A 25222-nucleotide genomic window follows, 5' to 3' on the forward strand; every position below is an offset into this window, starting at 1 on the left:
CTATTATACCATTTTTTCAGGTCTTAAGAATAGAAGAAGCTCATGGGTGTTTGGTTTCAATTATGTGTGACACGGGGAGGCTTCGAATCAATACCTCGAATGAAAAAGTAAATCAGGAAGTGTCCTCCGCCGACAAGGAGCAGAATGTAAGGAATCCCCGTTTCCGGTGGAATAAATGTAATGGCCCCTAAAAAGACGAGGATGGAAAGAACTCTTCCCATATTCAAAAAAATTTCCCGAACTACGATATACTCGATCCGCATTTCGGCCGCATTCCACGATCTCCCGATGACATCATAGGTGAGAGACACATATGGTACGTACAACAACGGAAAGAAGACTCCGGCAACAGCTGCGTACAATAAAAGCAGCGGCATCGTGCTGCTGAATAGAAGGATGACGACACTGACATATAAGCAGAGTCCTGAGATAAAGATCGATGTTTTCCTCCGCTTCGGTTTCACCCATCTGCTGACAAGAAAATAAAACATAAATGAAAAACCGGAATAGACCAAATTAAAAACTCCGAGAGACAGTTCATTTTTTGTAAGCAGGAAAATCCAAATGGATACAGCAAACAAAAAAGTCCCCTCTCTGAACCCCTGGGCTACATGAGCATTCAAAATACGTTTCCAGTCTACATTATGTTTCCGCTCGGTTATAATCCGCCGGAAAGAAAAATTCCCCCGTGCTTTTCTTCTTGATAACCCAAAACTCACGAGTACCGCTACAATAAATAAGGCAAACGAAGCACTGAAAATCACAGTATACCCTGTAAAGTTATTGAGACGTGAAATAATAAAGCCGGCCAACAGAGGTCCTGTCATACCGCCAAGCGACTGCAGGACACCGAGAAAGCCGTTAAAAAAATCCCTTGTGTCCGGCTCTGTGATTTCAAAAGTCAGTACGTTATAAGCAAGCCAGTAAAAACCGTAACCGATTCCGAGCAGGGCACCGAGCATCAAGTTGAAGGAAGCTGCCCGTTCCCCCACAACCAGCACAGTCAGGAAAAATAACGAAAGGACTGTTACTCCTGTTCTCAGAACAATGACACGGTCCATCTTTTTTGCCCACCGTCCCGCAACGATAAAGGTAAGCGGCTGAAAAATGTATATGCTGAGGTTGTAAAGAGCGATATCCGTGTAGCTGTTGGACTGCTTCCATAAGTATATGTTCACAAAGGTACTGGATAAGAATATTCCGAGGGAGTACAAGCCTCCAATGAGAAGTAACAATAATAAATCTCTAGAAACGTTTTGGCGGCTCAGCCATGTGCTCAGCTTACTCATCATATGCATGTCTCCTTTATGTTCTCCTTTAGTGTTTTCAGAACATATGGAGATATACAAAAAGAGAGGGACGGAAATATCCGTCCCTCTCTCACATATTCTTCATAAGATTATTTAGCTGCATCGAAGCGCTTCGCTACTTCATCCCAGTTTACAACATTCCAGAATGCAGAAACATAATCCGGACGGCGGTTCTGGTAGTTCAAGTAGTACGCATGCTCCCATACGTCCAGGCAAAGGATAGGTGTTTTACCTTCCATGATCGGAGAATCCTGGTTTAGTGTATCAATCACTTCCAGGCTGCCATTATTGACTACAAGCCAAGCCCAGCCTGAACCGAAACGGCCGGTTGCTGTCGTTTCGAATTTTTCTTTGAATTGATCAAAGCTTCCGAATGTGTCGTTGATCTGAGTAGCAAGATCCCCTGCCGGCTCACCGCCGCCATTTGGAGACATGATCGTCCAGAAAAGACTGTGGTTGGCATGACCACCGCCATTACGGCGCACAGCAGTGCGGATATCTTCCGGTACAGCTGAAAGGTTGTTGGAAAGAAGCTCTTCCAATGATTTGTCCTGAAGATCAGCATGTCCTTCAAGTGCGTTGTTCAGCTTTGTTACATATCCGTTGTGGTGCTTCGTATGGTGAATGTTCATTGTTTCCTTATCAATAGTTGGTTCCAGTGCATCGTATGCGTAAGGTAGTTCTGGTAGTTCGAATTTAGCCATAATGTAACTCCTCCTTTAAAATAGTATGTAAAATAAGAAGCCTCTGCCTCTTGTTTTACATTATCAAACAGACCTGCCGGTTGCAACTGATTTGCAAGGCAAAGAAATGGAATATCTTCCGGTATTATAAATTCCCTTATGTATCGGTCTTAAACATAAAAAAAACAAGCACATCGCTTGTTCATTCAAAATGGTGGCTCGGGACGGAATCGAACCGCCGACACACGGATTTTCAGTCCGTTGCTCTACCGACTGAGCTACCGAGCCATAAAAGTATGCTGTTTTATATATTCTTTTATAATAAAAGAAAAGATGGCGGAGGAGGAGGGATTCGAACCCCCGCGGGGCGTAAACCCCCTGGCGGTTTTCAAGACCGCTCCCTTCAGCCAAACTTGGGTACTCCTCCGGAATCTATATGGTGGACCCTGCAGGACTCGAACCTGCGACCGATCGGTTATGAGCCGATAGCTCTAACCAGCTGAGCTAAGGGTCCACATGGGGCGGCTGATGGGAATCGAACCCACGAATGCCGGAACCACAATCCGGTGCGTTAACCACTTCGCCACAACCGCCATGTTTATAGATAAGATCATATGTATGGTGGCGGTGGAGGGAATCGAACCCACGACCTCACGGGTATGAACCGTACGCTCTAGCCAGCTGAGCTACACCGCCATATTCGCTCTGTAAGCGACTTAATTAATATACCATTTATGTATCACTGTGTCAATTTATTTTTTCGACCCGTTTTCAGCGACAAAAATAATATACCATGCAATTGACGGCTCGGCAAGGATTTTATAAAAAAAGGTGAAAGCTTTTTTAAGCTTTCACCTCGTTCATTACAGACTCTCTTTTTCTCCCAGTACTTCTTCTGCGATATTCACAGCGTGGTCTCCGATTCGTTCGAGATTACTGATCATATCTACAAAGACGATACCGGCCTGTCCTGTACATACTCCTTCATTCAGACGGATGATGTGTTTCTTACGATAGCTTCGTTCCATCCGGTCCAGTTCATTTTCCTTCTGGACAACAGCGAGTGCTTCCTCACGGCTCATGTTTTCAAGGGATTTTGTTGCCTGCTTCACTGTCATCAATGTCAGATCGAACATTGTATTCAAGTCGTCGACAGCTTGAGCAGTAAGATTTACTTTGTTGGAATTCTTATAATCGATGAGCTCGATGATGTTCTCAAAGTGATCCCCGATCCGCTCCAGATCACGGACAGAATCCATGAGAGCTGAGTGTTTCCGGCTTTCTTCGTCCGTAAGGGATGCTTGAGAAAGATCAACCAGATAATCAGTAATTTTCCGATCAAGGTTATTCAATGCATCTTCAATCTGCATCGCAATTTCTGAATGCTTCTGCTGCTTATTGTTTAAATACAGACTCGTTTCTTCCAATCCTTTATAGGCATATTCACCCATGCGGATCACTTCTTCTTTCGCTTGATCAAGCGCAAGAGAAGGAGACTGCTCGATAAAGATTGGATCCAGATGCTGAGGCTTGAACTCAATCAGGGAATCATTTCCTGGTACGAGTTTAACAACAATCCACGCCAGAACAGCGATGAATGGGAACTGGACCACCGTGTTGGCAATGTTGAATGATCCATGCGCGAAAGCAATGGTCATCTCCGGCCCAAGGTCCATATAGTTCTGGAGCCACTCCACGTATAAGGTAAAAGGCTTCAATAGAATGAGGAAAACGGTAGCACCGAGTACGTTGAAAATCACGTGTACAAAAGCGGCACGCTTCGCCCCTACACTTGCTCCAATCGCTGCAATGACAGCTGTGATGGTTGTTCCAATGTTATCTCCAAAAAGTACCGGCAAAGCTGCCTGTATATCTACAAGGCCTTCTCCAAACAACCCTTGCAGAATACCGATCGTAGCACTGGAACTTTGTACGATTACTGTGAACAGTGTACCGATCACAACACCAAGTACAGGGTTTTCACTCATACTGAGTGTCAGTTCCCTGAATGCTTCAAGGGAACGCAGCGGCTTCATTCCTCCGCTCATTAATTCAAGTCCAAAGAATAAAGCACCGAGTCCAAAAACGGTCTGGCCGATGTTGGATACTTTCTTATTCTTAAAGAAGAAAATCAAAAGGGCACCTAGAGCCAGGATCGGCAGTCCATACTCTTTAATATCAATACCAATAATGAATGCGGTAAATGTCGTCCCAATATTGGCACCCATTATAACGCCGATGGCTTGTCTAAAGGTCATAAATCCAGCGTTAACCAATCCGACAGTCAGAACGGTTGTTGTAGAACTACTTTGAACGAGAATCGTTACTACGGCACCAGCAATGACACCCATTAACGGATTGCTGGTAAAACGGTCTAAAAGCTCTCTCAAACGGTCTCCGGCTACTTTTTGGAGGCCGTCCCCCATAAATTTAATTCCAAACAGGAAAATACCTAGCCCGCCGATGAATTCAAATATCATCTGCTGCACATCGATTTCCATGTTTTCCACCCTTTCCTCATCCAAAATTTCTGTATGTCTCTCTTTAAAACACCTCATCCATTATTAACGAACTACGATTCTTTTGTAAAGATGAAATAGAAAACTTAACATTAAATTTACATTGGCGTTTTTTCTTGTAAAGACTGCCCCCGGGGTGCAAGCCACCTTAGCTGCCATACATATCAGTCTTTTCTAAAACAAAAAAGGCCTCCTTTTACAAGGAAGCCTTCGATATGTACAGGTACTTCAAAAATCTCGATGTTTACGAAGCATGAGGCTCAGAAAAATCCTCCCCACCTTCATAAACCAACTGTTTAGTTGTAATCATGTCGGACAGTTCCCGAGTCAGAACGACCAATTCTCTTGTGAACTCCTCCGTCATTCTCACATTTTCCTCCTGCCAGTCTGATGCCAGTGCTAAATGGTCAATGGACGAGGACTGGTCCCTTGTCAGGCGTTCCATCCCTCTTATAATCTTCTGCATCCGTGGCATCACTTCTTCTCCATCCACCAAATGAAGGTATGCGGATTCTAATTGTACGTTGAACGTTTCCATTCCAGAGGAAAGATCTCGGAAAGCTGCTTTTGAAATATCCATTTGCTTCTGCTGATCATGCATTTCAACAGAAAGGCGCCTGAACTGTTTAGAAAAGTCTGCTCCAAGCTCGATGAGATCCGCCATTCTTTGATCGATGTTCAAGGCCGGGTGCCAGGATAGATCGGCCAGCTTACCCACTTCCCTGGCTACAACAGCAAATCCCCGGCCATGGTCTCCGGCTCCCGCTGCCTCAATGGAAGCGTTTAAAGCAAGCACCCTCGTCTGCTCAGCCAGCCCTTGGATTTTAGCTCCCGAATCCTGTACCGAATGCATATAGCTCTGAAAAGATTCTACTCTTGATGTTATTTCTGTCAGTTCTCTTCTTATAGTCATATAGGAGCTTTCCACGCGCTCCACCCCGTCATTACCGGAAGCAGCCGACTGGTTCAACTGCCCTTGTCTTTCCATCATGCTATCCATGGATGATTTCAAATGGGAGAAAACTTGAGAAAGTTCACGAAAGACTTCCTGCTGATCCTCCATAAATCCTTCTGTTTCGGCAGCGGCTCTATCTACTTTAAGAAGCTCTTCCTTTAACGCCCGCTGGGATTGATCAAGGACCCGCGCCGATTCATCCATGCGGCTTCCCCCTTGATCAAGGTTTTGGACGGCTGCTTTTACCGTAGAAAGAATATCTACAATAGTGGTAATGGACTTCTCATAACTCCTTTTTAATGACCGGACCTCCGGCAGGCTCGTTTTTACAGCCGATGCTTCCCCGATCACCCCTTCACCAATCTTCCCCATCATTTCCTCCAGCTGTTTAAGGGGACGGACAGTCTTTCGAATAATATAGGAAACCATGACTCCAGCTACAACCGCCGTCCCAGCTCCTGGACAGGGGCAAACGAATACACAAACGATTCTCCATTTGTCGTCCACTGTTCTGTGCCATTTTCCTTACTTAAAATCTCCTCTACTTCCTCTTCGGTAAAAGAAGGAACAGGAGTCAAGTCTGGATAGGAATACACAGCTTGTTCAGTGAACAGGTATGCATCCGCTGTCAGACCATCCTGCTGCATCTGAGCTTTCTGTGCATCTGCACAGCCTTGAAAACGCTGATCGAATTCCTGCTGATCCCCTACAAAGGCATACATCAATTGCTGCGCTACATCCTGAACTACTAGCAGTTCACGTTCCAATCGGTCCTGCACAAGACCCAGCTGGTTTTCCTCTCCTTTCGTATAGGAAAAAAAACCAGTTGCAGATACGGAGAGAAGAACAAGTAAAATAATCAGGAGCGTCAGCCTTACCTGAAGAGGCCATCCACCCCGTGTTAATCTTAATAAGCCGGTCTTTCTTTTAAAGTTCATTAGAAAACACTCCATTGTCATTTGAATAATCATCCAAATAAATGATGACAATGAAGTGTTAAGAAATGATGAAGAATATGTGAACAATTGTTAATTCTGAACCTTTTTAACCATGATTTTAGTCCCGTCGACAGAGGCGACCGTTACCGGCTCCCCTTTGTAAATCCACTGTCCGTTCGAAACAGCGCTGTAGTCCTCTCCATCTACCTCTATCGTACCGGAAGGACGCATATCCGTCTGTGCAGACCCTGTTTTCCCTAAAAGCTTCTGATAGGATTCATTCATGGAATTGTAGCCCATTTCCGAGGTCATCTGATCGTTCAACGCCATTTTGTTCCACATGTTTCTCCGCTTAAAAACCTTGAGAAAAATGAGGGCAGAAAAACCTCCGGCAATGACACCGATGACACTGTATAATCCCGCCGTCCAGTTGGGCGCACTGAAACCGACAGCTGTAATCATCGCTGCTGCACCTATAGTGGCAAGCGTTCCATCATTAATCAGCTTTCCATCAATAATCATAAGTGTAAGACCTAGAAAGTAAACAAACATCATGATAATGAACATATCGACAGCCAGGTAACTGGAAAAAAACACGGTAATAAATCCAAGCCCCAGCACAGCAAAAACCCCACGCATGTTAACAAGCAGCTCACCAATCAGGAACATTGTTCCTAAAAATGTAATCAGGAGTGCTATCCAGTCTGTTTGAAGCATAACCGCTCACCCTCTCTTCTATTACTATACATACGAACGACTGTGGTGCTATGTTTCAAATGATAACAATTTTCTTCCGTTTCCTCTCGTGATATACTTTTCACGTCGAGGAAATCCAATCTGTTTACACAAATTTAACGTGAAATCCGGGGCTTTTAAGAGTCCTTACTTCTCATTTCCGGCCATTAGCCTTATAATGAAGATTGGAAAAACATCCTGCAACCCTTTTTTTAATTTAAAGGAGCGATATTCATGCCAATTACGCACAGAAAAGATACTCGTCCCGTGAAAGTCGGGGACCTTACTATAGGTGGTTCTGATGAAGTTGTCATTCAGTCCATGACCACGACGAAGACCCATGATGTGGAGGCTACTGTAGCTGAGATCAAACGTCTGGAAGAAGCCGGGTGCCAGGTCGTCCGTGTGGCCTGCCCTGATGATCGTGCTGCTGACGCCATCCCTGAAATCAAAAAACGCATCAATATCCCGCTTGTTGTCGATATTCACTTCGATTATAAGAAAGCATTGAAAGCGATCGAGGGCGGCGCGGATAAAATCCGGATCAATCCGGGGAACATTGGGAAGCGCGAAAAAGTTGAAGCTGTCGTAAAAGCAGCAAAAGCAAAAGGGATTCCCATCCGTATCGGTGTCAACGCCGGTTCTCTTGAGCGTCACATCCTTGAAAAATACGGTTATCCAACGGCTGATGGAATGGTTGAGAGTGCCCTTCACCACATTAAAATTCTTGAAGATCTCGACTTCCACGACATCATCGTTTCTTTGAAAGCTTCTGATGTAAAACTGGCGATTGAAGCCTACGAAAAAGCAGCAGCCGCTTTCAATTACCCGATTCACCTTGGTATTACAGAATCCGGGACGCTTTTCGCAGGTACTGTAAAAAGTGCTGCCGGTCTTGGTGCCATTTTAAGCAAAGGGATCGGAAGCACCGTCCGTATCAGTTTAAGTGCTGATCCTGTAGAGGAAGTAAAAGTAGCGAAGGAACTTCTGAAGACTTTCGGACTTGCGTCCAACGCTGCCACGCTGATCTCCTGCCCAACATGCGGTCGTATTGAAATCGACTTGATTTCCATCGCCAACGAGGTTGAGGAATACATCCAGACCATCAAGGCTCCCATTAAAGTAGCTGTTCTTGGCTGCGCAGTAAATGGACCAGGCGAGGCCCGTGAAGCTGATATCGGTATCGCCGGTGCCCGAGGGGAAGGTCTTCTCTTCCGTCACGGAGAAATTATCCGGAAAGTTCCTGAGGACATCATGGTCGAAGAACTTAAAAAAGAAGTAGATAAACTTGCTGAAGAGCACTATGAGAAAGAGCGTCAGAAAAAGCTTGAACAGCAGCAATCCTAAGATAAAAAAGGGTGGACCATTATGGTCCACCCTTTTTTTACAGGAAATTGATAAACGGAGCGAAGAAAAGAGAAAAGGCAATGGAAACGACACTGATAATGATCGCCGTGTTTCCAAGAGTATCGGCTCCCCTTCTCTTCCCGACAATCCCAAGAATAATCCCTGCGGCACCGAGAATAAGTGGAGCAAAAAAGAAGGATAGAATAGCGGCTGACAGCCCTAGCCAGCCCATTCCTACTTTCACATCATCCTCCATCGTCGTTTCCTGCTCACCATTATTCATTGGTTCATCAATGGGACCGACAGCGGCCTCCTGGGCAAATTCCTCTTCATAACTGTCGCCATAAACAGGCTGATAAGGACCGCGGCCATGGTCATCCACGGACTCCACCTTGTCATACCCGGATTCTTTTCTTAAATCGCTGTCCTGGATTTCATCAAACGCTTCATCCAGCACCTGCTCCGTTGTCGGCTCATCTTCATGAACCTGTTCCCGTGCGTCCCCGTAATGGGGCGCATTTTCCGTTTGATTCTCAACAGTTTCTTTTGGATCGTACATGCGAATTCCCTCACTTTCTGTATGGAGAATCACCTATATTATGTGACATTTCTTCTGTATTTAACGAAGGGATTTGATGGCAGAAAAAAACCGGATGAGATCATCCGGTTTTATCATTATTCAGCTGAAGCCAGTGTGGTATGAGCTTCAGCGTTTTCCTGAATCTCTACGGCATACCAGCTCTCCGCATGTCCATGTTCACTTTTATACTGTTCAAGACCTGACATTCCCCTGTGATAAGCGGTTAATGCCTCGTCCCAGTTTTGATAACGGCTGTTTAAATAATCCAGATAAACCAGGGATAACTGCATGGAATAATAAGGATCAAACAACAGCTCCTCTTCATAGGGAAGCCCGGCCATATCCGCAATCCACGGCGCTGTATTCTTCATGAACTGAGACATACCATAGGCACGACCATACTTTGTTTCAGGTCCTACAAGTTCAGGATCAAATGTCCCGCCCGTTTCCACCTTCAACAACTCATATACGAGGTATGGATCCAAATCATAGCGTTTGGACTCCTTCACTAAATACATGGCCCATGCCTTCTTGAAGGCTCCCTCACTTTCCTGTACCAGAATATCAGCCTGGTCTTCAATCCCCGGCCAAGTCAGATATCCATTTTTTTGTTTATTCTCTGAAGACTGCTCCTTCAAATAATCGTTGACAGAAGACAGCTTTTCCTTATCTCCCTCAAGCTTTTCTTGGTTCTGCTCCAGCGTTTTATTTTCATCTGCCAGTGCCTGCTGTTCGTTTTGATGCCATTGATGATAAGTTATAAAGACAAGACTCATTAACAGCATAGCAAAGACCGTTCGAATGATTGGCTTTTGATCCCTCATTCTGTTCACTCCTTCCCATGACTCTTCCTTTTACATAAGAGCCAATGAAACCCATTGCGCCATCTTACCCGAATGGATGTTTGATTTCAATTTATCTACTCACGCGTGAATATTTTGTAAAACACACATCATTCCCACAATTCATATGGTGTATGAAACAGGGGAAAAAGGTGATGACGTGATGAAGAAGATGGCCCAACAGTTCATTACCCAGAAATTGAAGCAGTTAACCGTCAAAGAACTGCTTCAATACAGCAGGAAGTATCGGATACCGATTACCGAGGGAGAGGCACAGGCTATTGTTCAAGCGTTGAAAAAGAATAAGGAAAACCCTTTTGAAAAGGACGGCCGGAAGAAAATGTTGAAGAAACTGGCCGGGCTGACCTCCGCAGACACGGCTCGCTCTGTAAATAAACTGCTTCATAAACTGGCGAAGGAGTACGGGGTCGAGGACTGGCTGAAATAAAAAAAGGCGGAAGGTACAAGACCCCCGCCTTTTTCTTATGACTGTTGTAGAATTTTTTCTTTAAGGTCCGGATCAAACGTCCCTTGTTTAACCATATCGATTTCAAATCGATACGGAGGCTTTTTGTTCTTCTTATCTTCCCCGACGTACGGGGTTTCCAAAATTTTAGGCAGATCCTTCAACTGCGGGTGATGAATCACCTGATGAAGGGCATCAAAGCCGATATGACCGAAGCCGATATTTTCATGGCGGTCCTTGGCTGCTCCCTGAATGTTCTTACTATCATTGACGTGAATGACTTTCAGGCGGTCCAGTCCGACAATTTTATCAAACTCGTTCAACACGCCATCAAAATCTTCCACTACATTGTAGCCCGCATCATGAATGTGGCACGTATCCATGCAGACGGAAAGCTTTTCGTTCAAGGTGACACCGTCAATAATCTGTGCAAGCTCATCAAAGCTCCTTCCAATTTCAGAGCCTTTGCCGGCCATTGTTTCCAGGGCAATCTGGACATTTTGATCTTTATGAAGGACTTCATTCAGCCCTTCAATGATTTTCGGAAGACCCTTTTCCACTCCCTGACCTACATGGGACCCCGGGTGAAGAACGATTTGTCTTGCTCCCAGCGCTTCTGTACGCTCAATTTCGCTGCGCAGGAAATCAACACCCAGCTGAAAGGTTTCCGGCTTGGTCGTATTACCTACATTAATGATATAGGGGGCATGCACAATGATATCCTGAATACCGTTGGCCTTCATATGCTCCTGTCCCGCATCGATATTCAATTCTTCAATTGGACGACGGCGCGTATTTTGAGGGGCGCCTGTATAAATCATAAATGTGCCGGATCCGTAGGAAGCTGCCTCTTCACTTGCCCCAAGAAGCATTTTCTTCCCTTTCATTGATACGTGTGAACCAATTTTAACCATGACGATCTCGACCCTTTCTTATTTCTTTTTAAAGCGGTTCTGCTTCAATCTGCGTTTATTTTGTTCCGCCTGCTTTTTCATCTTTTTCTTATAGCCCGGCTTCACCTTTTTCGGACGACGGACGAGCTGTTTCGCCTGTTTATCCAGATCCGTTTCTTTCTTTTCACGGATCTGCCGCTCATTATAGGCATTGACTTCTTTCCATTCTCCTTGTTTCACTTCATAGAATTGGAAAGACAACCCCTTCTTCTCAAGTTTCTGGATCAATGGAAGATCGGCTTCCTGATAAAGGTTGATCGCTGTACCTTCCAACCCGGCCCTTGCTGTCCGGCCGACACGGTGTATATAAAATTCCTCTTCCTTCGGCATCTGGGCATTGATTACGTGGCTCACACCCTGGATATCAATGCCACGCGCAGCAAGGTCGGTCGCTACGATGTATTGATAACGAAGGTTTTGGATTTCTTTCAGGACTCTTTTACGCTCACGCGGGGACAAACCTCCGTGAAGGACGCCTGTTTCTAGTCCACGGCTCATCAAGTCCTCCGCCAGTTCGTCTGCAAGACCTTTTCCATTCGTGAAAATAATGGCGAGATAAGGCTGAATCGCCTTCGTGATATCCATGATTACTTCTCCAGGCTGTTTATGTCGGAGAGGAATCAGCCGGTGCTCCATCGTTTCCGGAGATGGCTTATCGTCCTCGATTTGAATATGGACCGGATTGGTCAAGTATTTCTTCAGGAATGGCTGCAGCCGTTCAGGAATAGTTGCAGAGAAAACAAGCATCTGTACGTCTTCGGCCATGCGAACAAGAATCTGATCCACTTCTTCGATAAATCCGAGGTCCAGCATTAAATCCGCTTCGTCCAGAACGAACGATTTTGCTTGATAAAGGTCTACGGCTTCCTCTTTGACCATATCGAGTATACGGCCCGGTGTTCCTACAACAATGTGTGGCGGATTGGAAGCCAGTTTCTCCACCATCTTCTGTTTATCCGTTCCACCGATCAACAGCTTGGACCGCCAGATCTCTTGTTTACCTGCGTGCTTCACTGCTTTTTTCACTTCTTCATGAATCTGGATAGCCAGTTCACGTGTCGGTGCTGTAATGACAAACTGTACGGCATCAGCGTTTTCATCCATGCGGCTGAATAATGCCAGCAGATAGGCATGTGTCTTACCGGATCCAGTGTGGGATTGTCCGATCAAACTTTCCCCTCTTAATGCCGGCGGCAGCACCTGCTGCTGGATCGGCGTCGGCTGTTTAAAGCCCAACCCTTCTACAATTCTGCTTACTGTAGAGGAAATTGCGTATTGTTCAAAAGTATGCTTACTCATGTCCGTTCTCCTTTAAAGTAAAATGTTCCTTCCCTATTATAATAGAGTGCGCCATAAATTGCACGATAACGTTGTCTGACCACCGCTTTCTTTGTCAACTTACGCTTTACCCTTTATAATGAAGATGGTATCTTAAAAGTTGTTCGATTGGATAAAGAGGAGGACGTTAATCAATGGAAGTTATTAAAATCGCCCCTCGCGGTTATTGTTACGGAGTCGTAGATGCCATGGTCATTGCGAGAAATGCCTCAAAAGACCAGAATCTGCCGCGCCCGATTTATATATTAGGTATGATTGTCCATAATTCCCATGTGACTGAAGCCTTCAAAGAAGAAGGCATCATCACTGTCGATGGTAAAAACCGCAGCGATATGCTGGAAGGTATTCATGAAGGTACGGTTATTTTCACGGCCCACGGCGTTTCCCCGCAGGTAAAGGAAAGGGCGCGCGATAAAGGACTGACTGTTCTTGATGCCACATGTCCGGATGTTACCAACACCCACAACTTGATCCGCAAAAAAGTTGCGGAAGGATTTGAAGTCATCTACGTCGGTAAAAAAGGACATCCTGAGCCGGAAGGGGCGATGGGCGTCGCTCCCGGAAAGGTCCACCTTGTACAGACTGAAGAGGATGTTGAGAATCTGGAGCTGGATCATGATAAGCTTATGATTACCAACCAGACGACGATGAGTCAATGGGACGTCTATGATGTCATGGAAAAAGCCAAGGAAAAGTTCCCTCAGCTTGAGAAGCAGCAGGAAATCTGCATGGCAACACAGGTACGCCAGGAAGCTGTTTCAGAACAGGCAGGTGAAGCCGATTTGACGCTCGTTGTTGGTGACCCGATGAGCAATAACTCCAACAGGCTTGCCCAGGTATCCAAAGAAAAAGCTGGAACCACCGCCTACCGGATTGCTGATGTAACCGAAATTCAGCTGGAATGGCTGGAAGGTGTCCATAAAGTAGCCGTAACCGCCGGTGCTTCAACTCCTACGCCGATCACAAAAGAAGTGATCAAATTCATTGAGCAGTTTGACCATGAGGACGATGCTACTTGGATTCGTGAATCCAAGGTCGAGCAGAAGAAAATTCTCCCTCCTGTAAGAGCACGCAAAAAAGTGAAACGATAATAAAAAGGATGAAAGCTTCCCGCTTTCATCCTTTTTTTACTGGATTGTAAAGGGTTCTGTATCTACTTCGGACACCAGGATGTTCAATGCTCCATCTTTATTGCAGCGCTCCTCAAGATACTGCTGTACTTTTACGCAGACCACTTTCTCGACATGGTGACCGGGATCAATCACATGTAAGCCCATCTCCACAGCATCCTGGGTCATATGGAAGGTCATATCTCCAGTCACATATACATCCGCTCCGCTGCTCTTAGCCTTATGGATATATTTTTCTCCGCTTCCACCCAGAAGGGCGACCGTTTGTACGGTTTTTCCCATTTTCCCTGCCACACGCACATGAGGGACATCAAAACGCTCCTTCACTTTGTCAGCAAAGTCCTGAAGAGAAATTGGCTCGTCCAGCCGGCCCACTCTTCCAATTCCGAGGCTCCTGCCTTCATTGAGAAGAGGATAAAGATCATAAGCCACTTCTTCATATGGATGGGCTTTTTCCATCGCTTGAAGAACTTTAGACAGCTTACTCTGCGGAACGATGGTTTCCAAACGTTTCTCCTGGACCTGCTCCAACCGGCCCTGCTCCCCAATAAAAGGATTTGTACCCTCTTGTGGTTTGAACGTCCCTTCACCGGAAACCTGATAGGTGCAGTGGCTGTAATCACCGATAAAGCCTGCCCCTGCTTCGCTCACCGCATCCCGTACAGCTTCCAGATGGGAATCAGGGACAAAAACAGCCAGTTTCACAAGCTGTTCCGTTTCTGTCGGAATCAAAGGCCGGTGGTTTTTAACATCGAGAAGGTCTGCCATCACATCATTCACTCCGCCTTCTGCAACATCCAGGTTCGTGTGCGCCGCATAAACCGTAATGTCGTGTTTAAGAAGCTTCTGCACTATCCGTCCTTTTGGCGTATCCACATTGATTTGATGAAGTTTCACAAATAACAGAGGGTGATGGGCAATGATAAGATCCACCTTTTTTTCAACCGCCTCATCCACTACACTTTCAACAACATCAAGCGTTACCATGACATTCTGCACCGGCTTGTTCAGACTGCCTACCTGCAGCCCTACGTTGTCCCAGTCATAAGCAAAGCTTTTGGGAGCCCACGTTTCCAATGTTTTTATGATTTCCCGGGCTGTTACTTTATTCATTGTGATAAAACCTCCTGCAGCCATTTTATTTCCTTTTGAAGCGTGTCCACTTTTACTGCATCGACAGTGGCAGCCTTCTGCATTTGATCCAGGATATATTCCTTCTTGATCATTTCCTCACGCCACTTCTTCCTAAACGCTGCTGCCTTTTCCTTCATAAGGTAAGGGCCGAGCCAAAGCTCTTTTTCCAAGTCAGCGGATTCATAAGCACTGGCAGGGTCCCCTTTTTCCGCTGCGAGGATTTCATAGATGTGCCCGCCTTCTTCCATAATCTGTTCGTCAATCAGGCTGTATCCATGCGTGTAAAACCATTGACGAATCGAGCGTGCGTCAATGTTCGGCTGGGCGATGATGCGGTTAACGGCTGTTAATTTATCCCTGCCTCTTTCCAGGATATCCCGGATTAACGGCCCTCCCATACCAGCGATGGTGACCTGCTTTACTTCTCCAGGCTGGATCACTTCCAGACCGTCTCCCAATCTGACATCGATCCTGGATTGAAGATCATGGGCTTTCACTTCATTCAGGGCGCTGTCATAAGGGCCTTGATTAACCTCTCCGGCTATCGCTTGTGCCTGTGGATCCTTTAAACAGACATAACAAGGCAGATAGGCATGGTCAGACCCAATATCAGCGAATACAGCTCCAGCAGGCAGGTATTCCGCTACCTTTGCCAGCCGTTCGGATAGTTGGTGTACATTCATAAAAAATCGTTCCTCTCATAAAGAAAAGCTTTCTGACAGCAGCAGAAAGCTTCTCACGTACTTCTTATTTTTTCTCAGCGAGCCATTCTGCCAGCTGAGTGGCCTGCTCACCGGTATAAAGACCTGCAGGCATCTGTGATCCTTTACCATTGATGATAATGTCCTGGATCTCTTCTGCTGAATAACGGGAGCCGACTTCCTGAAGATTCGGACCTGCGCCTCCACTCAAGTCACCGCCATGGCAGTTTGAACACTTGTTCTGGTACATTTCTTCCGGATCAGCGGATGCAGTTTCTTCCGTCTGTTCTCCGCCGCCTTCTTCCTCGCTTTGAATCGCTTCACGTTGGTTGATACCGGCAGAAGAAACAATGATCATGGCTACGATCCCCAGTACAGCGATAATTGCAAATGGGATCACAGGGTTCTTTCTCATGAATGGCAACCTCCTTATGTATTCCCTATATGAATTTTTCGCGTCTATTCGACTATTTTTATTTTATATGAAAACCGTTACTTATTAAAGGCTTAACCACCGAAAACTTATAAAACAATGAAAATGATCCATAAAATGACAGCGGTTACGCCACTCCATAACAAAAACCTGATTTTCATGAACATTCCGAGGCTGATCCAGATAAGAAAATGAAACAGCATCGTTATGTAGACAGCCTGGACGGATGTTGTCCAGTGATCCACTACGAAGATGGACATCGTTAGAAGGATCAACAGACCGTTGACAAAAGGGATCAAATACCAGTCGGTCCGTTTATAGTGTAACCATCCACTTATAAACCATACCGACCCTACAAAAAACGACAAAAGCCCTGTTTGCATTATGAACCCCATTTGAGTAAAATAAATGACAAGTAATGTAAGGGGTATCATAAACAGGCTGAGCAGAACAAAGGCCGGGACCAGCAGCTGTACGGTCTGTACAGGAGCATGGCCGGGTTTTTCTTCCTCGCCTTTGGTGTACAACGCCAAAAGAAAGTCACAGTATTCCGCGGGGAGAAGCCTGCTTTCTTTCCAATACTGAATCTCATGAATGATGGTTTTCGTACGCTCATCCTGCATACTGTCCTCCAAAACACAGGTAAACTCAAGATCCTCCTACATAGGCGTTGTAAAAGAACCCTGAGTCTACGGCTGTTCTTATTCCATAAAGTCTTTCAGGCGTTTGCTGCGGCTCGGGTGTCTCAGCTTACGAAGAGCTTTCGCTTCAATCTGCCGGATTCTTTCCCGGGTTACTCCGAACACTTTTCCGACCTCTTCGAGTGTTCGCGTACGTCCGTCATCAAGGCCAAAACGGAGGCGCAGGACATTTTCTTCTCTATCTGTCAGTGTGTCCAGGACGTCTTCAAGCTGTTCCTTCAATAGTTCATAGGCGGCATGGTCAGATGGGGAGGTTGCTTCCTGGTCCTCAATGAAATCACCAAGATGGGAGTCGTCTTCTTCCCCGATCGGTGTTTCCAGTGATACGGGCTCCTGGGCAATCTTAAGGATTTCACGGACTTTATCCGGTGTAAGATCCATATCCTGAGCAATTTCCTCTGGTGTCGGTTCGCGGCCGAGGTCCTGAAGAAGCTGCCGCTGAACACGGATTAGTTTGTTAATCGTTTCCACCATGTGAACCGGAATACGGATGGTACGTGCCTGGTCGGCAATCGCACGGGTAATCGCCTGTCTGATCCACCATGTAGCATAGGTACTGAATTTGTAACCTTTGCGGTAATCGAATTTTTCAACCGCTTTGATCAGACCCATGTTCCCTTCCTGGATAAGATCAAGGAAAAGCATACCACGGCCGACGTAACGCTTGGCAATACTTACAACAAGACGAAGGTTGGCTTCTGCCAGATCCCTTTTCGCTTCCTCATCCCCATTTTCTATACGCTGGGCAAGACTGATTTCGTCTTTGGCTGATAATAGATTGACGCGGCCGATTTCTTTCAAATACATACGGACCGGGTCATTGATTTTCACACCTGGAGGCACACTCAGGTCATTGAGGTCGAATTCCTCTTCCTTATCAAGCTGCTTAATACTAGGGTCCGATTCAGAATCACCGATGACCTCTACACCCTGTTCATTCAGGTGCTCGTAAAATTCATCCATTTGATCGGAGTCGAGTTCGAAGCTGGATAATTTCTCAGCCACCTCTTCATACGCGAGGATTCCGCGCTTTTTCCCTAACTCTACGACCTGCTCTTTGGCCTGCTCCAGTGTCAATTCCGTCTGATTTTCAGTTTCTTTAGAACGTGATGGCTGTTGTTTCTTCTCTGCCATAAGTCCCCCTCCTTCCAACAATCTATCCAAACTCTACCTGATTACGCTTTTAATTCTTTTTTCCGTTTTATAATCTCCATCGCAATTTCCGCGGCCTTGATCGGCTCGTTCTGCTGTTCAGCCCGCTTCAACTCGGATTCCAGGCTCTTAATATCCGTTCGATCCCAGTTTTCCAATCGGATCCGCTCCATATAATCATGGATTTCCTGATCGGATACTTCCTCACTGACGGGCGCCATTGCGAGCTCGATCACGAGGTTTTTGATGGACATATCCTCAATCATTTCAACGAACTGACTGATATCTGATTCATAGCCGTCTTCATAATATGCGTAAAGATGTGTGACAATGACCTGATGGTCTTCTATATTGAAAGCCCCTCCTATTTCCTCCTGAACTTTATCAGCAATGTAGGGATCTTTCAACATATATGCAATCAGCTTTCTTTCCGCATTATGAAATGCAGGAAGAAGCTTGTTCTGAACCGATGTTTCCCTCTTAGGATTAGTATATCGGTTCTTTGGCTCATTATCCTTCACACCCTGCTGACTTCTTATCTGACTGATTTCCTCTTTCAAGGTTTCCAGAGATAACTGAAATTCAGACGACATCTCATTCAGGTAATGCTCTCTCTCGACCGCACGATCCAGAGTGGCAATCTCCTGTAGTACTTTTTCGATATAGGCGATACGATCTCCTTCCACCTGCAGGTTATAATCCCTGCGGAGATAACTCATCATAAAGGAGATGTACGTGTCGCTGGTATCAAGCACTTCCTTTTTGAAACGGTCCCCGCCGTGCCGCTGGATGAAGTCATCCGGGTCCAGACCGTCGGGTACACGGGCTACAAACGTCTGACAACCGATGCTCTTTGTCAGTCTGGCAGCCTTGACAGCCGCCTCAATCCCTGCGCGGTCACCGTCGTAACAGACGATAATCTGATCCGTATACTTTTTCAGCAAGTTGGCCTGTGTACTGGAAAGCGATGTTCCCATGGTCCCTACTGCATAAGGGATACCCGACTGGGCAGCGGATATAACATCCCCGAACCCTTCGAATAGAACAACGGTTTTTTCCTTACGTATGGAGGACCGGGCAAGATCGAAGTTATAAAGCAGCCGGCCCTTATGAAAGAGTTCCGTTTCCGGACTATTCAAATACTTGGGCTGCTGATCTCCAAGAGCTCTTCCGGCAAAAGCCACGGTCTTCCCCAGGTGGTTGCGCAGCGGAAACATGACCCTTCCGCGAAAGCGATCGGCATAGTTCCCCTGATCATTCACACTCAACAGGCCGGCTTTGACCATCGTCTGGGGATGAAAGCCTTTTTTCTCAAGAAAGGTAACGACGAAGTCCTTATCATCCGGCGAATAACCGAGCTGATACTTCTGGATGGTTTCTTCTGTGAACCCTCTGTCCAAAAGATATTCATAGGCTTTCCGGCCGTCCTTGGAATTCTTTAACAAATGATGGTATAATTTTGTCAGCCACTGGTGTGCTTCAAGCATCGCCTGTGATTCCTGGTTATCCGCCCCGGTGTGGTTCTCATCAGCAATCTGCTCTGGAATTTCCACACCCGTGCGTTCAGAAAGCTGCTTGAGTGCCTGTATAAAACTGTATCCTTCCATTTCCATAAGGAAGGTGTAGACATTCCCTCCCTTTCCACAACCAAAGCAATGGAAAATCTGCTTATCCTGTGAAACGGAAAAAGAAGGAGTGTTTTCCCCATGGAATGGACAAAGGCCAAAATGATTTCTTCCCTGCTTTTTGAGGTCAACATAATCGCCGATCACTTCCACAATGTCGGCTGATTTCCGAATCTCATCTACTTTTTCTTCTGGAATGTGTCCAGCCATATGATCACCATACTACTCAATTATTCTCTTCCAAAGGCTAAATTCCTTCATGATCAGACAACAAATATTGGAAAGTTTCCCGGAACTCTTCTCTGTGCTTGTCCGTAAAGGCGGAAGGCCCCTTCCATTTACGCTTCTGCTTCATCGTCTGCTGCCGGATAAACTTCTGGTTCATAATGTGATCCGCATCGGTTTCCTTTATCAGTTTTCCTCGCGGCGTCATCACATAAACCCCTTTAGAGGTCAGAAGAACAGCCAGCGACAAGTCCTGCGTAATGACCACATCTCCCCTGGCAGCTGCATTCAAAATGTAAAGGTCTACAGACTGGGAACCATCATCAACAAAGGTCCAGGATGCCTGTGACTTCTCTGTACTGAAATGATTTACCGTAGCAATGAATCTGGCCGTCACGCCGCACTCCGCGCTCATTTCCTCGATTTCCTTCTGAACGGGACAGCTGTCTGCGTCCACCCAGATCGTTCGATGTATTTTTGGCATAGTATCAATATTTCTACAGCAAGCGGTAGAATCCTCCTAAAATGCAAATGTTTTATTTTTCTGAAAAATAGACAATGTGCGTAAGGAGTAAGGATCCTGCAGATATGAAAACGGACCTGTCAGGATTTTTCCACAAAAAAATATTATAATACATTTCTCCTGTGAATGCTATGTCTAATTTTACCTAATTTCATTCTTCCCAACAAAAGCCGCGCTTAATCAAAGCGCGACTTTTTGAGATTCTGCATTATTCCTGAGCATCTTTCCTCAGCTTATTCATAATGATATTCGCCGTTTCCTCTACGGCTTTATTAGAGACATCAATAACCGGACAGCCGATTTTATCGACTATTCTGTTGAAATGCTCCAGCTCCTGGCTGATCCGTTCAAGGTTGGCATATGTAGCCTGATCACCGAGTCCCAGGGATTTCAAACGTTCCTTCCGGATATCATTCAGCTTTTCTGCACTGATTTTCAAGCCGATGCATTTCTCCGGGTCCACCCGGAACAATTCAGACGGTGGCTGGACTTCCGGAACAATCGGGACGTTTGCCACTTTCAGCCTCTTATGAGCAAGATACTGGGACAGTGGAGTTTTGGACGTTCGGGATACGCCGATCAAAACGATATCTGCCTTGGAAATGCCCCGCGGGTCACGGCCATCATCATACCGGACAGCGAATTCAATGGCTTCCACCCGCTTGAAATAATCCTCATCAAGCTTGTGGACGAGACCCGGCTCCAGTCTCGGCTGTATTTTGAGGTGACTTTCCATCGCTTCCATCATCGGCCCCATAATATCAACACAGCGGACCCCGTGTTTTTCGGCTTCCTGTTTCAGGTGAATCCTGTATTCAGGAACGACAAGGGTAAAGCCGATCATGGCATCGTGCTCTTTCGCTTGAAGGACAGCTTCGTTAATCGTCCCTTTATCTTCTACATACGGGATGCGCTGAAGGTCAAAAGGTCCGTCATCAAACTGACTCAAGCAAGCCTTTGTAACAAGCTCAGCGGTCTCCCCTACGGAATCGGATAGTACATAAATTAATGGTTTCTCCATACTGCCCCTCCTAATCCTGAATCAAATATGCTGATCGCGTGCAAGTTCTACAAGGGCTTTGGTTATATTTGTTTTCGTTAATCTTCCAACGACCTCAAGCCCATCCTCTGCAGGATTCACGACCGGCAGTCCGTCGATCTGTTTTTCTATTAACTTCTGGGCGGCGTCCAAAAGGAGATCCTCAGGCTCACATATCGTAATATTCGGCATCCGCGTCATAATGATATGGACCGGGATGGACGTTAAGTCCTTCGATCCTATGCTTGCCCTCAGCAGGTCCTTTCTGGAAAGGACGCCGACAAGATGGGATTTATGGTTCGTGACAAACAATGTTCCGACATCTTCAAGAAACATCGCACAGATCGCATCATACGCCGATACGTCTTCCTCTACAACTATCGGGAGGGACTGGTATTCCCTCACTTTGAACTTTTTCAGTTTTTCCGTGAAAAGTTCAGAACCTGTTTTCCCCGTGAAAAAATAACCCACCCGGGGCCGCGCATCCAGATAGCCTGCCATCGTTAATATAGCAAGATCCGGACGCAGGGTCGCCCGTGTTAATTCCAGTCTTTCTGCGATGTTCTCTCCGGTAATCGGTCCATTATCCTTCACAATTTGAATAATCTGCTCCTGCCGGTTTGATAATTCCAAGTTCTCACCACCCTGAACACTGAATGTGACATACTATTCACTATTATACCTCATTTTCCTGAATGGGTAAAAGAAGGGTGCTTAGAACTGCTGTTTCCACTCGATTCGTGTCAGATCGGCATACTGATAAATATCTCCAGCCATCTGCTTCAACAGGCCGAGTCGGTTGGCTCTGACTCTTTCATCCTCTGCCATGACCATGACCGCATCAAAGAAGGAGTGAATCGGCTCCGCCAGTCCGGACAGGGTCTCCAGTGCCTCTTCCACACGGCCTTCAGACATCTGACGGCTGTACGATTCATGGACCGTCTGGAACACATCGTAAAGCTGCTGTTCTTCCTTGCTTTCAAACAGTTCTGGATGGACTTCCTCTGCATCGGCTTTTTCAGCTAAATTCAATACACGGCCGAGGGCTTCCTGCACAGGTTTGAAAGAGGGCTCATTCCGTTTTTCAACAAGCAGATCCGCTTTTCGCCCTGCAACAGGGAAGTGACCGATACCCTGTGCGAGAACAGCTTCCACGATGTCTGGATCCACTTCATTTTCACGTAGCAGATAGGCGGCACGGACACGGAAAAATTCATGAAGATCCTTGTGAACCTCTTCTTCCGATCTTGTCGGGAGTTCAAGTTCGATATAGAACTGATGAACAAGATCGATCAGTTTTTCAACGGACACGGCCCAGCCACGGCTGTTCAGCGTTTGAAGAATACCGAGGGCCTGTCTTCTCAACCCGTATGGGTCCTGAGATCCTGTTGGTACATGACCGATAGAAACACTTCCGACGATCGTATCGAGTTTATCTGCAATGCTCACAATGGATCCGATCGTAGATGATGGCACTTCACCATTGGCCTGCCGAGGCATATAGTGTTCATTGACAGCCGCAGCCACTTCCTCATCTTCCCCAAACAGACGGGCATACTTCTCACCCATCACTCCTTGAAGCTCGGTGAATTCGTCGACCATCTGGGTGACAAGGTCAAATTTGCAGATTTCCGCAGCACGCGTAGCTTTTTGTTTTTCTTCTTCACTCAGGCCGAGCCATTCACTCAGTTTACCAGTAATGGCTGTTATACGCTGAACCTTATCCGCAAGCGTACCAAGTTCCTCCTGATAAACCATACGGGAAAGCTTCTCCATCTTCTCATCGATGCTTCCCTTCTGGTCTTCCTCATAAAAGAACTGCGCATCTTTCAAGCGTGCTTTCAACACCTTTTCGTTTCCACGGGCTACGATATCAATGTTCTGGTCGTCCCCATTACGCACACCGACGAAATATGGCAGCAGCTTGTTATCATGGGAGCGGACAGGGAAATAACGCTGGTGCTCTTTCATGGATGTAATCAATGCTTCTTCAGGCACCTCCAGGAATTCCTCTGAGAATGCTCCGCTGAAAACAGCTGGATATTCCACCAGATGGGTCACTTCTTCGAGAAGCTCCTCATCTATCATAAGCTTCCAGCTCTGTTTCTCTTCCAGCTGTTTAAGCTGGCTTACAATTCGACCCTGACGCTTTTCCACAGAAGCCATAACGTATTGATCAGAAAGCGTCTGTTCGTAGTGATCCGCACTCGGGATGGTTGTTTCTGATCCAAGAAAACGATGGCCGAATGTCCGGCGGTCTGTATGAACGTTCTCGATTTGGAAAGGAATCACCTGTTCCCCGAATAAAGCCACCATCCAGCGGATCGGACGGGCAAAACGGAGATCACGGTCTCCCCAGCGCATATTCTTTGGGAAATTCAGAGATAGAAAAACCTCTCCAAACTGCTCAAGCAGGGCGGCCGTTTCCTTTCCTTCAATGAATTTACGCACGTGCACATATTCTGTACCTTTGATTTCCTTGAAGTAAATATCATCGACGTCTCTGCCCTGCCCTTTTGTAAATCCAATGGCTGCCTTCGACCAGTTCCCTTCTTCATCGAGGGCGATCTTTTTAGCAGGACCCTTCGCCTCTTCCTCAAGGTCCGGCTGCTTATCAGCGACTTCTGTGATTTGGACAGCCAGTCTTCTTGGTGTGGCAAAGCCGTGGATATCACCAAAAGGGATCCGGTTATCTGTCAGCCACTTCTCTGTCTTATCTTTCAACTGGGCAAGAGCATCATTAATAAAACGGGCAGGAAGCTCCTCCAGGCCGAGCTCAAATAATACAGTCTTACTCATCTGCTCCACCTTCTTTCTTCAACATTGGGAATCCGAGGCGTTCCCTTTCTTCTACATAGGTTTTCGCAATTTTACGGGCAAGGTTCCGGACCCGGGAAATGTATCCCGTCCTCTCTGTGACACTGATGACGCCCTTAGCATCCAGAAGGTTGAACGTATGCGAACACTTCAGCACGTAATCATACGCAGGGAACACGAGTCCCTCTTCCATGATGCGTTCCGCTTCTTTCTCATAGGTTGCAAACAAATCAAAGAGCATCTTTTCATCGGACGCTTCGAACGTATAAACGGAATGTTCGTATTCCGGCTGTGTAAAGATGTCTCCTACTGTCACGCCGTTGGTCCATTCCAGATCAAAAACATTTTCCTTATCCTGAATATAGGACGCCAGACGCTCAAGCCCGTACGTGATTTCCGCTGACACCGGCTTCGCTTCCAATCCACCAATCTGTTGGAAGTACGTGAATTGAGTAATTTCCATACCGTCCAACCATACTTCCCATCCAAGGCCGGCGGCTCCAAGTGTCGGGTTTTCCCAGTTATCTTCAACGAAGCGGATATCATGCTTCAATGGATCGATGCCAAGGGCACGCAGGGATTCTAAATACAGCTCCTGAATGTTATCCGGAGATGGTTTCATGATGACCTGGAACTGATGGTGCTGGTACAAACGGTTTGGGTTCTGGCCATAGCGTCCATCAGCCGGACGACGGGAAGGTTCTACATAGGCTACGTTCCAAGGTTCCGGACCAAGGCTTCGAAGCAGCGTCATCGGAGACATCGTTCCTGCCCCTTTTTCCGTATCATAAGCCTGCATGAGCAGACACCCCTGGCTGGACCAGTGATTCTGCAGGGTTAAAATCATATCTTGAATATTCAAGTCTTTTCCTCCTCCTAGAAAGTGAGCGGATAAAGAAAATCCCGCCCCTATGCCTGAATCAGACATAGGGACGGGATTTCCGCGGTTCCACCCTAATTGCTCTTCTATGTAGAAAAGCCACTTTAAAAAACTGCTCCAGAGCGCCTTCACTGAATGGTTCCCGCCTGACTTTCACCGGCTCAGGCTCGCTTGTGGAGAACGGAGTTCAGCTACT

24 protein-coding genes and 5 tRNA genes are annotated in these 25222 nt (G+C 46.3%); 3 read left to right on the plus strand and 26 right to left on the minus strand.

Annotation, left to right across the window (positions count from 1 at the left end; genetic code table 11):
* Positions 1 to 56 precede the first annotated feature (56 nt).
* The 11 genes from QMA39_RS06530 to QMA39_RS06580 form a co-directional block, all read right to left on the minus strand.
* On the minus strand, positions 57 to 1292 hold the full coding sequence (locus QMA39_RS06530) for an MFS transporter (RefSeq protein ID WP_281658248.1): 1236 nt from the start codon (positions 1290 to 1292) through the stop codon (positions 57 to 59).
* Positions 1293 to 1399: 107 nt separating this feature from the next.
* Entirely contained in the window at positions 1400 to 2014 is a 615-nt protein-coding gene (locus QMA39_RS06535) for a superoxide dismutase (RefSeq protein WP_281658249.1), read from the minus strand.
* A 191-nt stretch (positions 2015 to 2205) separates the two neighbouring features.
* A tRNA-Phe gene (locus QMA39_RS06540) sits at positions 2206 to 2281 on the minus strand.
* 46 nt (positions 2282 to 2327) lie between these two features.
* Positions 2328 to 2420: transfer RNA gene (locus QMA39_RS06545), tRNA-Ser, on the minus strand.
* Between the two features lie 10 nt (positions 2421 to 2430).
* Positions 2431 to 2507: transfer RNA gene (locus QMA39_RS06550), tRNA-Ile, on the minus strand.
* Between the two features lie 3 nt (positions 2508 to 2510).
* A tRNA-His gene (locus QMA39_RS06555) sits at positions 2511 to 2586 on the minus strand.
* Between the two features lie 26 nt (positions 2587 to 2612).
* Positions 2613 to 2689, minus strand: a tRNA-Met gene (locus QMA39_RS06560).
* Between the two features lie 167 nt (positions 2690 to 2856).
* A complete protein-coding gene (locus QMA39_RS06565; protein ID WP_027955385.1) occupies positions 2857 to 4494 on the minus strand; it encodes a Na/Pi cotransporter family protein in 1638 nt (545 codons plus the stop codon).
* A gap of 262 nt (positions 4495 to 4756) precedes the next feature.
* Positions 4757 to 5839 carry a methyl-accepting chemotaxis protein gene (locus QMA39_RS06570; RefSeq protein WP_281658250.1) on the minus strand — a complete coding sequence of 361 codons (1083 nt, stop codon included), beginning with the start codon at positions 5837 to 5839 and terminating at the stop codon, positions 4757 to 4759.
* Positions 5840 to 5904: 65 nt separating this feature from the next.
* Positions 5905 to 6405 carry a hypothetical protein gene (locus tag QMA39_RS06575; RefSeq protein ID WP_281658251.1) on the minus strand — a complete coding sequence of 167 codons (501 nt, stop codon included), beginning with the start codon at positions 6403 to 6405 and terminating at the stop codon, positions 5905 to 5907.
* 90 nt (positions 6406 to 6495) lie between these two features.
* A complete protein-coding gene (locus tag QMA39_RS06580) occupies positions 6496 to 7122 on the minus strand; it encodes an NfeD family protein (protein ID WP_027955383.1) in 627 nt (208 codons plus the stop codon).
* Positions 7123 to 7380: 258 nt separating this feature from the next.
* Between QMA39_RS06580 and ispG the strand changes: the two genes are divergently transcribed.
* On the plus strand, positions 7381 to 8487 hold the full coding sequence (ispG, locus tag QMA39_RS06585; protein ID WP_206935641.1) for a flavodoxin-dependent (E)-4-hydroxy-3-methylbut-2-enyl-diphosphate synthase: 1107 nt from the start codon (positions 7381 to 7383) through the stop codon (positions 8485 to 8487).
* 37 nt (positions 8488 to 8524) lie between these two features.
* On the opposite strand, the gene QMA39_RS06590 is transcribed toward ispG, so the two are convergent.
* Both QMA39_RS06590 and QMA39_RS06595 read right to left on the minus strand, forming a co-directional pair.
* Positions 8525 to 9046 carry a DUF4190 domain-containing protein gene (locus tag QMA39_RS06590; protein WP_027955381.1) on the minus strand — a complete coding sequence of 174 codons (522 nt, stop codon included), beginning with the start codon at positions 9044 to 9046 and terminating at the stop codon, positions 8525 to 8527.
* 116 nt (positions 9047 to 9162) lie between these two features.
* Entirely contained in the window at positions 9163 to 9891 is a 729-nt protein-coding gene (locus QMA39_RS06595) for a transglycosylase SLT domain-containing protein (protein ID WP_027955380.1), read from the minus strand.
* 181 nt (positions 9892 to 10072) lie between these two features.
* Here QMA39_RS06595 and QMA39_RS06600 point away from each other — a divergent pair, with 181 nt between their 5' ends.
* Positions 10073 to 10357, plus strand: a complete 285-nt coding sequence (locus QMA39_RS06600) for a DUF2624 domain-containing protein (protein ID WP_027955379.1) — start codon at positions 10073 to 10075, stop codon at positions 10355 to 10357.
* Positions 10358 to 10392: 35 nt separating this feature from the next.
* Here the strand turns inward: QMA39_RS06600 and QMA39_RS06605 are convergent, their stop codons facing one another.
* Entirely contained in the window at positions 10393 to 11289 is an 897-nt protein-coding gene (locus QMA39_RS06605) for a deoxyribonuclease IV (RefSeq protein WP_281658252.1), read from the minus strand.
* A gap of 18 nt (positions 11290 to 11307) precedes the next feature.
* Positions 11308 to 12627: a DEAD/DEAH box helicase gene (locus QMA39_RS06610; protein WP_027955377.1), complete on the minus strand. Its 1320-nt coding sequence runs from the start codon at positions 12625 to 12627 to the stop codon at positions 11308 to 11310.
* A gap of 173 nt (positions 12628 to 12800) precedes the next feature.
* Here QMA39_RS06610 and QMA39_RS06615 point away from each other — a divergent pair, with 173 nt between their 5' ends.
* Complete coding sequence (locus QMA39_RS06615; RefSeq protein WP_027955376.1) at positions 12801 to 13757, plus strand: 4-hydroxy-3-methylbut-2-enyl diphosphate reductase; 957 nt, start codon at positions 12801 to 12803, stop codon at positions 13755 to 13757.
* 36 nt (positions 13758 to 13793) lie between these two features.
* Here the strand turns inward: QMA39_RS06615 and QMA39_RS06620 are convergent, their stop codons facing one another.
* The 11 genes from QMA39_RS06620 to glyQ form a co-directional block, all read right to left on the minus strand.
* Positions 13794 to 14909: a Nif3-like dinuclear metal center hexameric protein gene (locus QMA39_RS06620; RefSeq protein WP_281658253.1), complete on the minus strand. Its 1116-nt coding sequence runs from the start codon at positions 14907 to 14909 to the stop codon at positions 13794 to 13796.
* Positions 14906 to 15613 carry a tRNA (adenine(22)-N(1))-methyltransferase TrmK gene (locus QMA39_RS06625; protein WP_281658254.1) on the minus strand — a complete coding sequence of 236 codons (708 nt, stop codon included), beginning with the start codon at positions 15611 to 15613 and terminating at the stop codon, positions 14906 to 14908. Before QMA39_RS06625 ends, QMA39_RS06620 begins: the two co-directional genes overlap by 4 nt.
* Positions 15614 to 15677: 64 nt before the next feature.
* The gene (cccA, locus tag QMA39_RS06630; RefSeq protein ID WP_281658255.1) at positions 15678 to 16046 is read right to left on the minus strand and encodes a cytochrome c550; all 369 of its coding nucleotides are present in this window, start codon (positions 16044 to 16046) and stop codon (positions 15678 to 15680) included.
* A gap of 107 nt (positions 16047 to 16153) precedes the next feature.
* Positions 16154 to 16687: a hypothetical protein gene (locus tag QMA39_RS06635; RefSeq protein ID WP_027955372.1), complete on the minus strand. Its 534-nt coding sequence runs from the start codon at positions 16685 to 16687 to the stop codon at positions 16154 to 16156.
* Positions 16688 to 16765: 78 nt separating this feature from the next.
* Entirely contained in the window at positions 16766 to 17899 is a 1134-nt protein-coding gene (gene rpoD / locus QMA39_RS06640) for an RNA polymerase sigma factor RpoD (RefSeq protein WP_027955371.1), read from the minus strand.
* A 41-nt stretch (positions 17900 to 17940) separates the two neighbouring features.
* Positions 17941 to 19752, minus strand: a complete 1812-nt coding sequence (gene dnaG, locus QMA39_RS06645; RefSeq protein ID WP_281658256.1) for a DNA primase — start codon at positions 19750 to 19752, stop codon at positions 17941 to 17943.
* Between the two features lie 37 nt (positions 19753 to 19789).
* The gene (locus QMA39_RS06650; RefSeq protein ID WP_027955369.1) at positions 19790 to 20251 is read right to left on the minus strand and encodes a DUF188 domain-containing protein; all 462 of its coding nucleotides are present in this window, start codon (positions 20249 to 20251) and stop codon (positions 19790 to 19792) included.
* Positions 20252 to 20498: 247 nt separating this feature from the next.
* Positions 20499 to 21311, minus strand: coding sequence for a pyruvate, water dikinase regulatory protein (locus QMA39_RS06655; protein WP_027955368.1), 813 nt, complete (start codon positions 21309 to 21311; stop codon positions 20499 to 20501).
* A 21-nt stretch (positions 21312 to 21332) separates the two neighbouring features.
* The gene (locus QMA39_RS06660) at positions 21333 to 21962 is read right to left on the minus strand and encodes a helix-turn-helix transcriptional regulator (RefSeq protein WP_027955367.1); all 630 of its coding nucleotides are present in this window, start codon (positions 21960 to 21962) and stop codon (positions 21333 to 21335) included.
* Between the two features lie 81 nt (positions 21963 to 22043).
* Entirely contained in the window at positions 22044 to 24128 is a 2085-nt protein-coding gene (gene glyS / locus QMA39_RS06665; protein ID WP_281658257.1) for a glycine--tRNA ligase subunit beta, read from the minus strand.
* Positions 24121 to 25008, minus strand: a complete 888-nt coding sequence (glyQ, locus tag QMA39_RS06670) for a glycine--tRNA ligase subunit alpha (RefSeq protein WP_027955365.1) — start codon at positions 25006 to 25008, stop codon at positions 24121 to 24123. The genes glyS and glyQ overlap by 8 nt, the downstream gene beginning before the upstream one ends.
* Positions 25009 to 25222: the final 214 nt, after the last annotated feature.

This window comes from Halobacillus sp. Cin3, from assembly GCF_947311855.1.
GTDB lineage: Bacteria > Bacillota > Bacilli > Bacillales > Halobacillaceae > Halobacillus > Halobacillus kuroshimensis.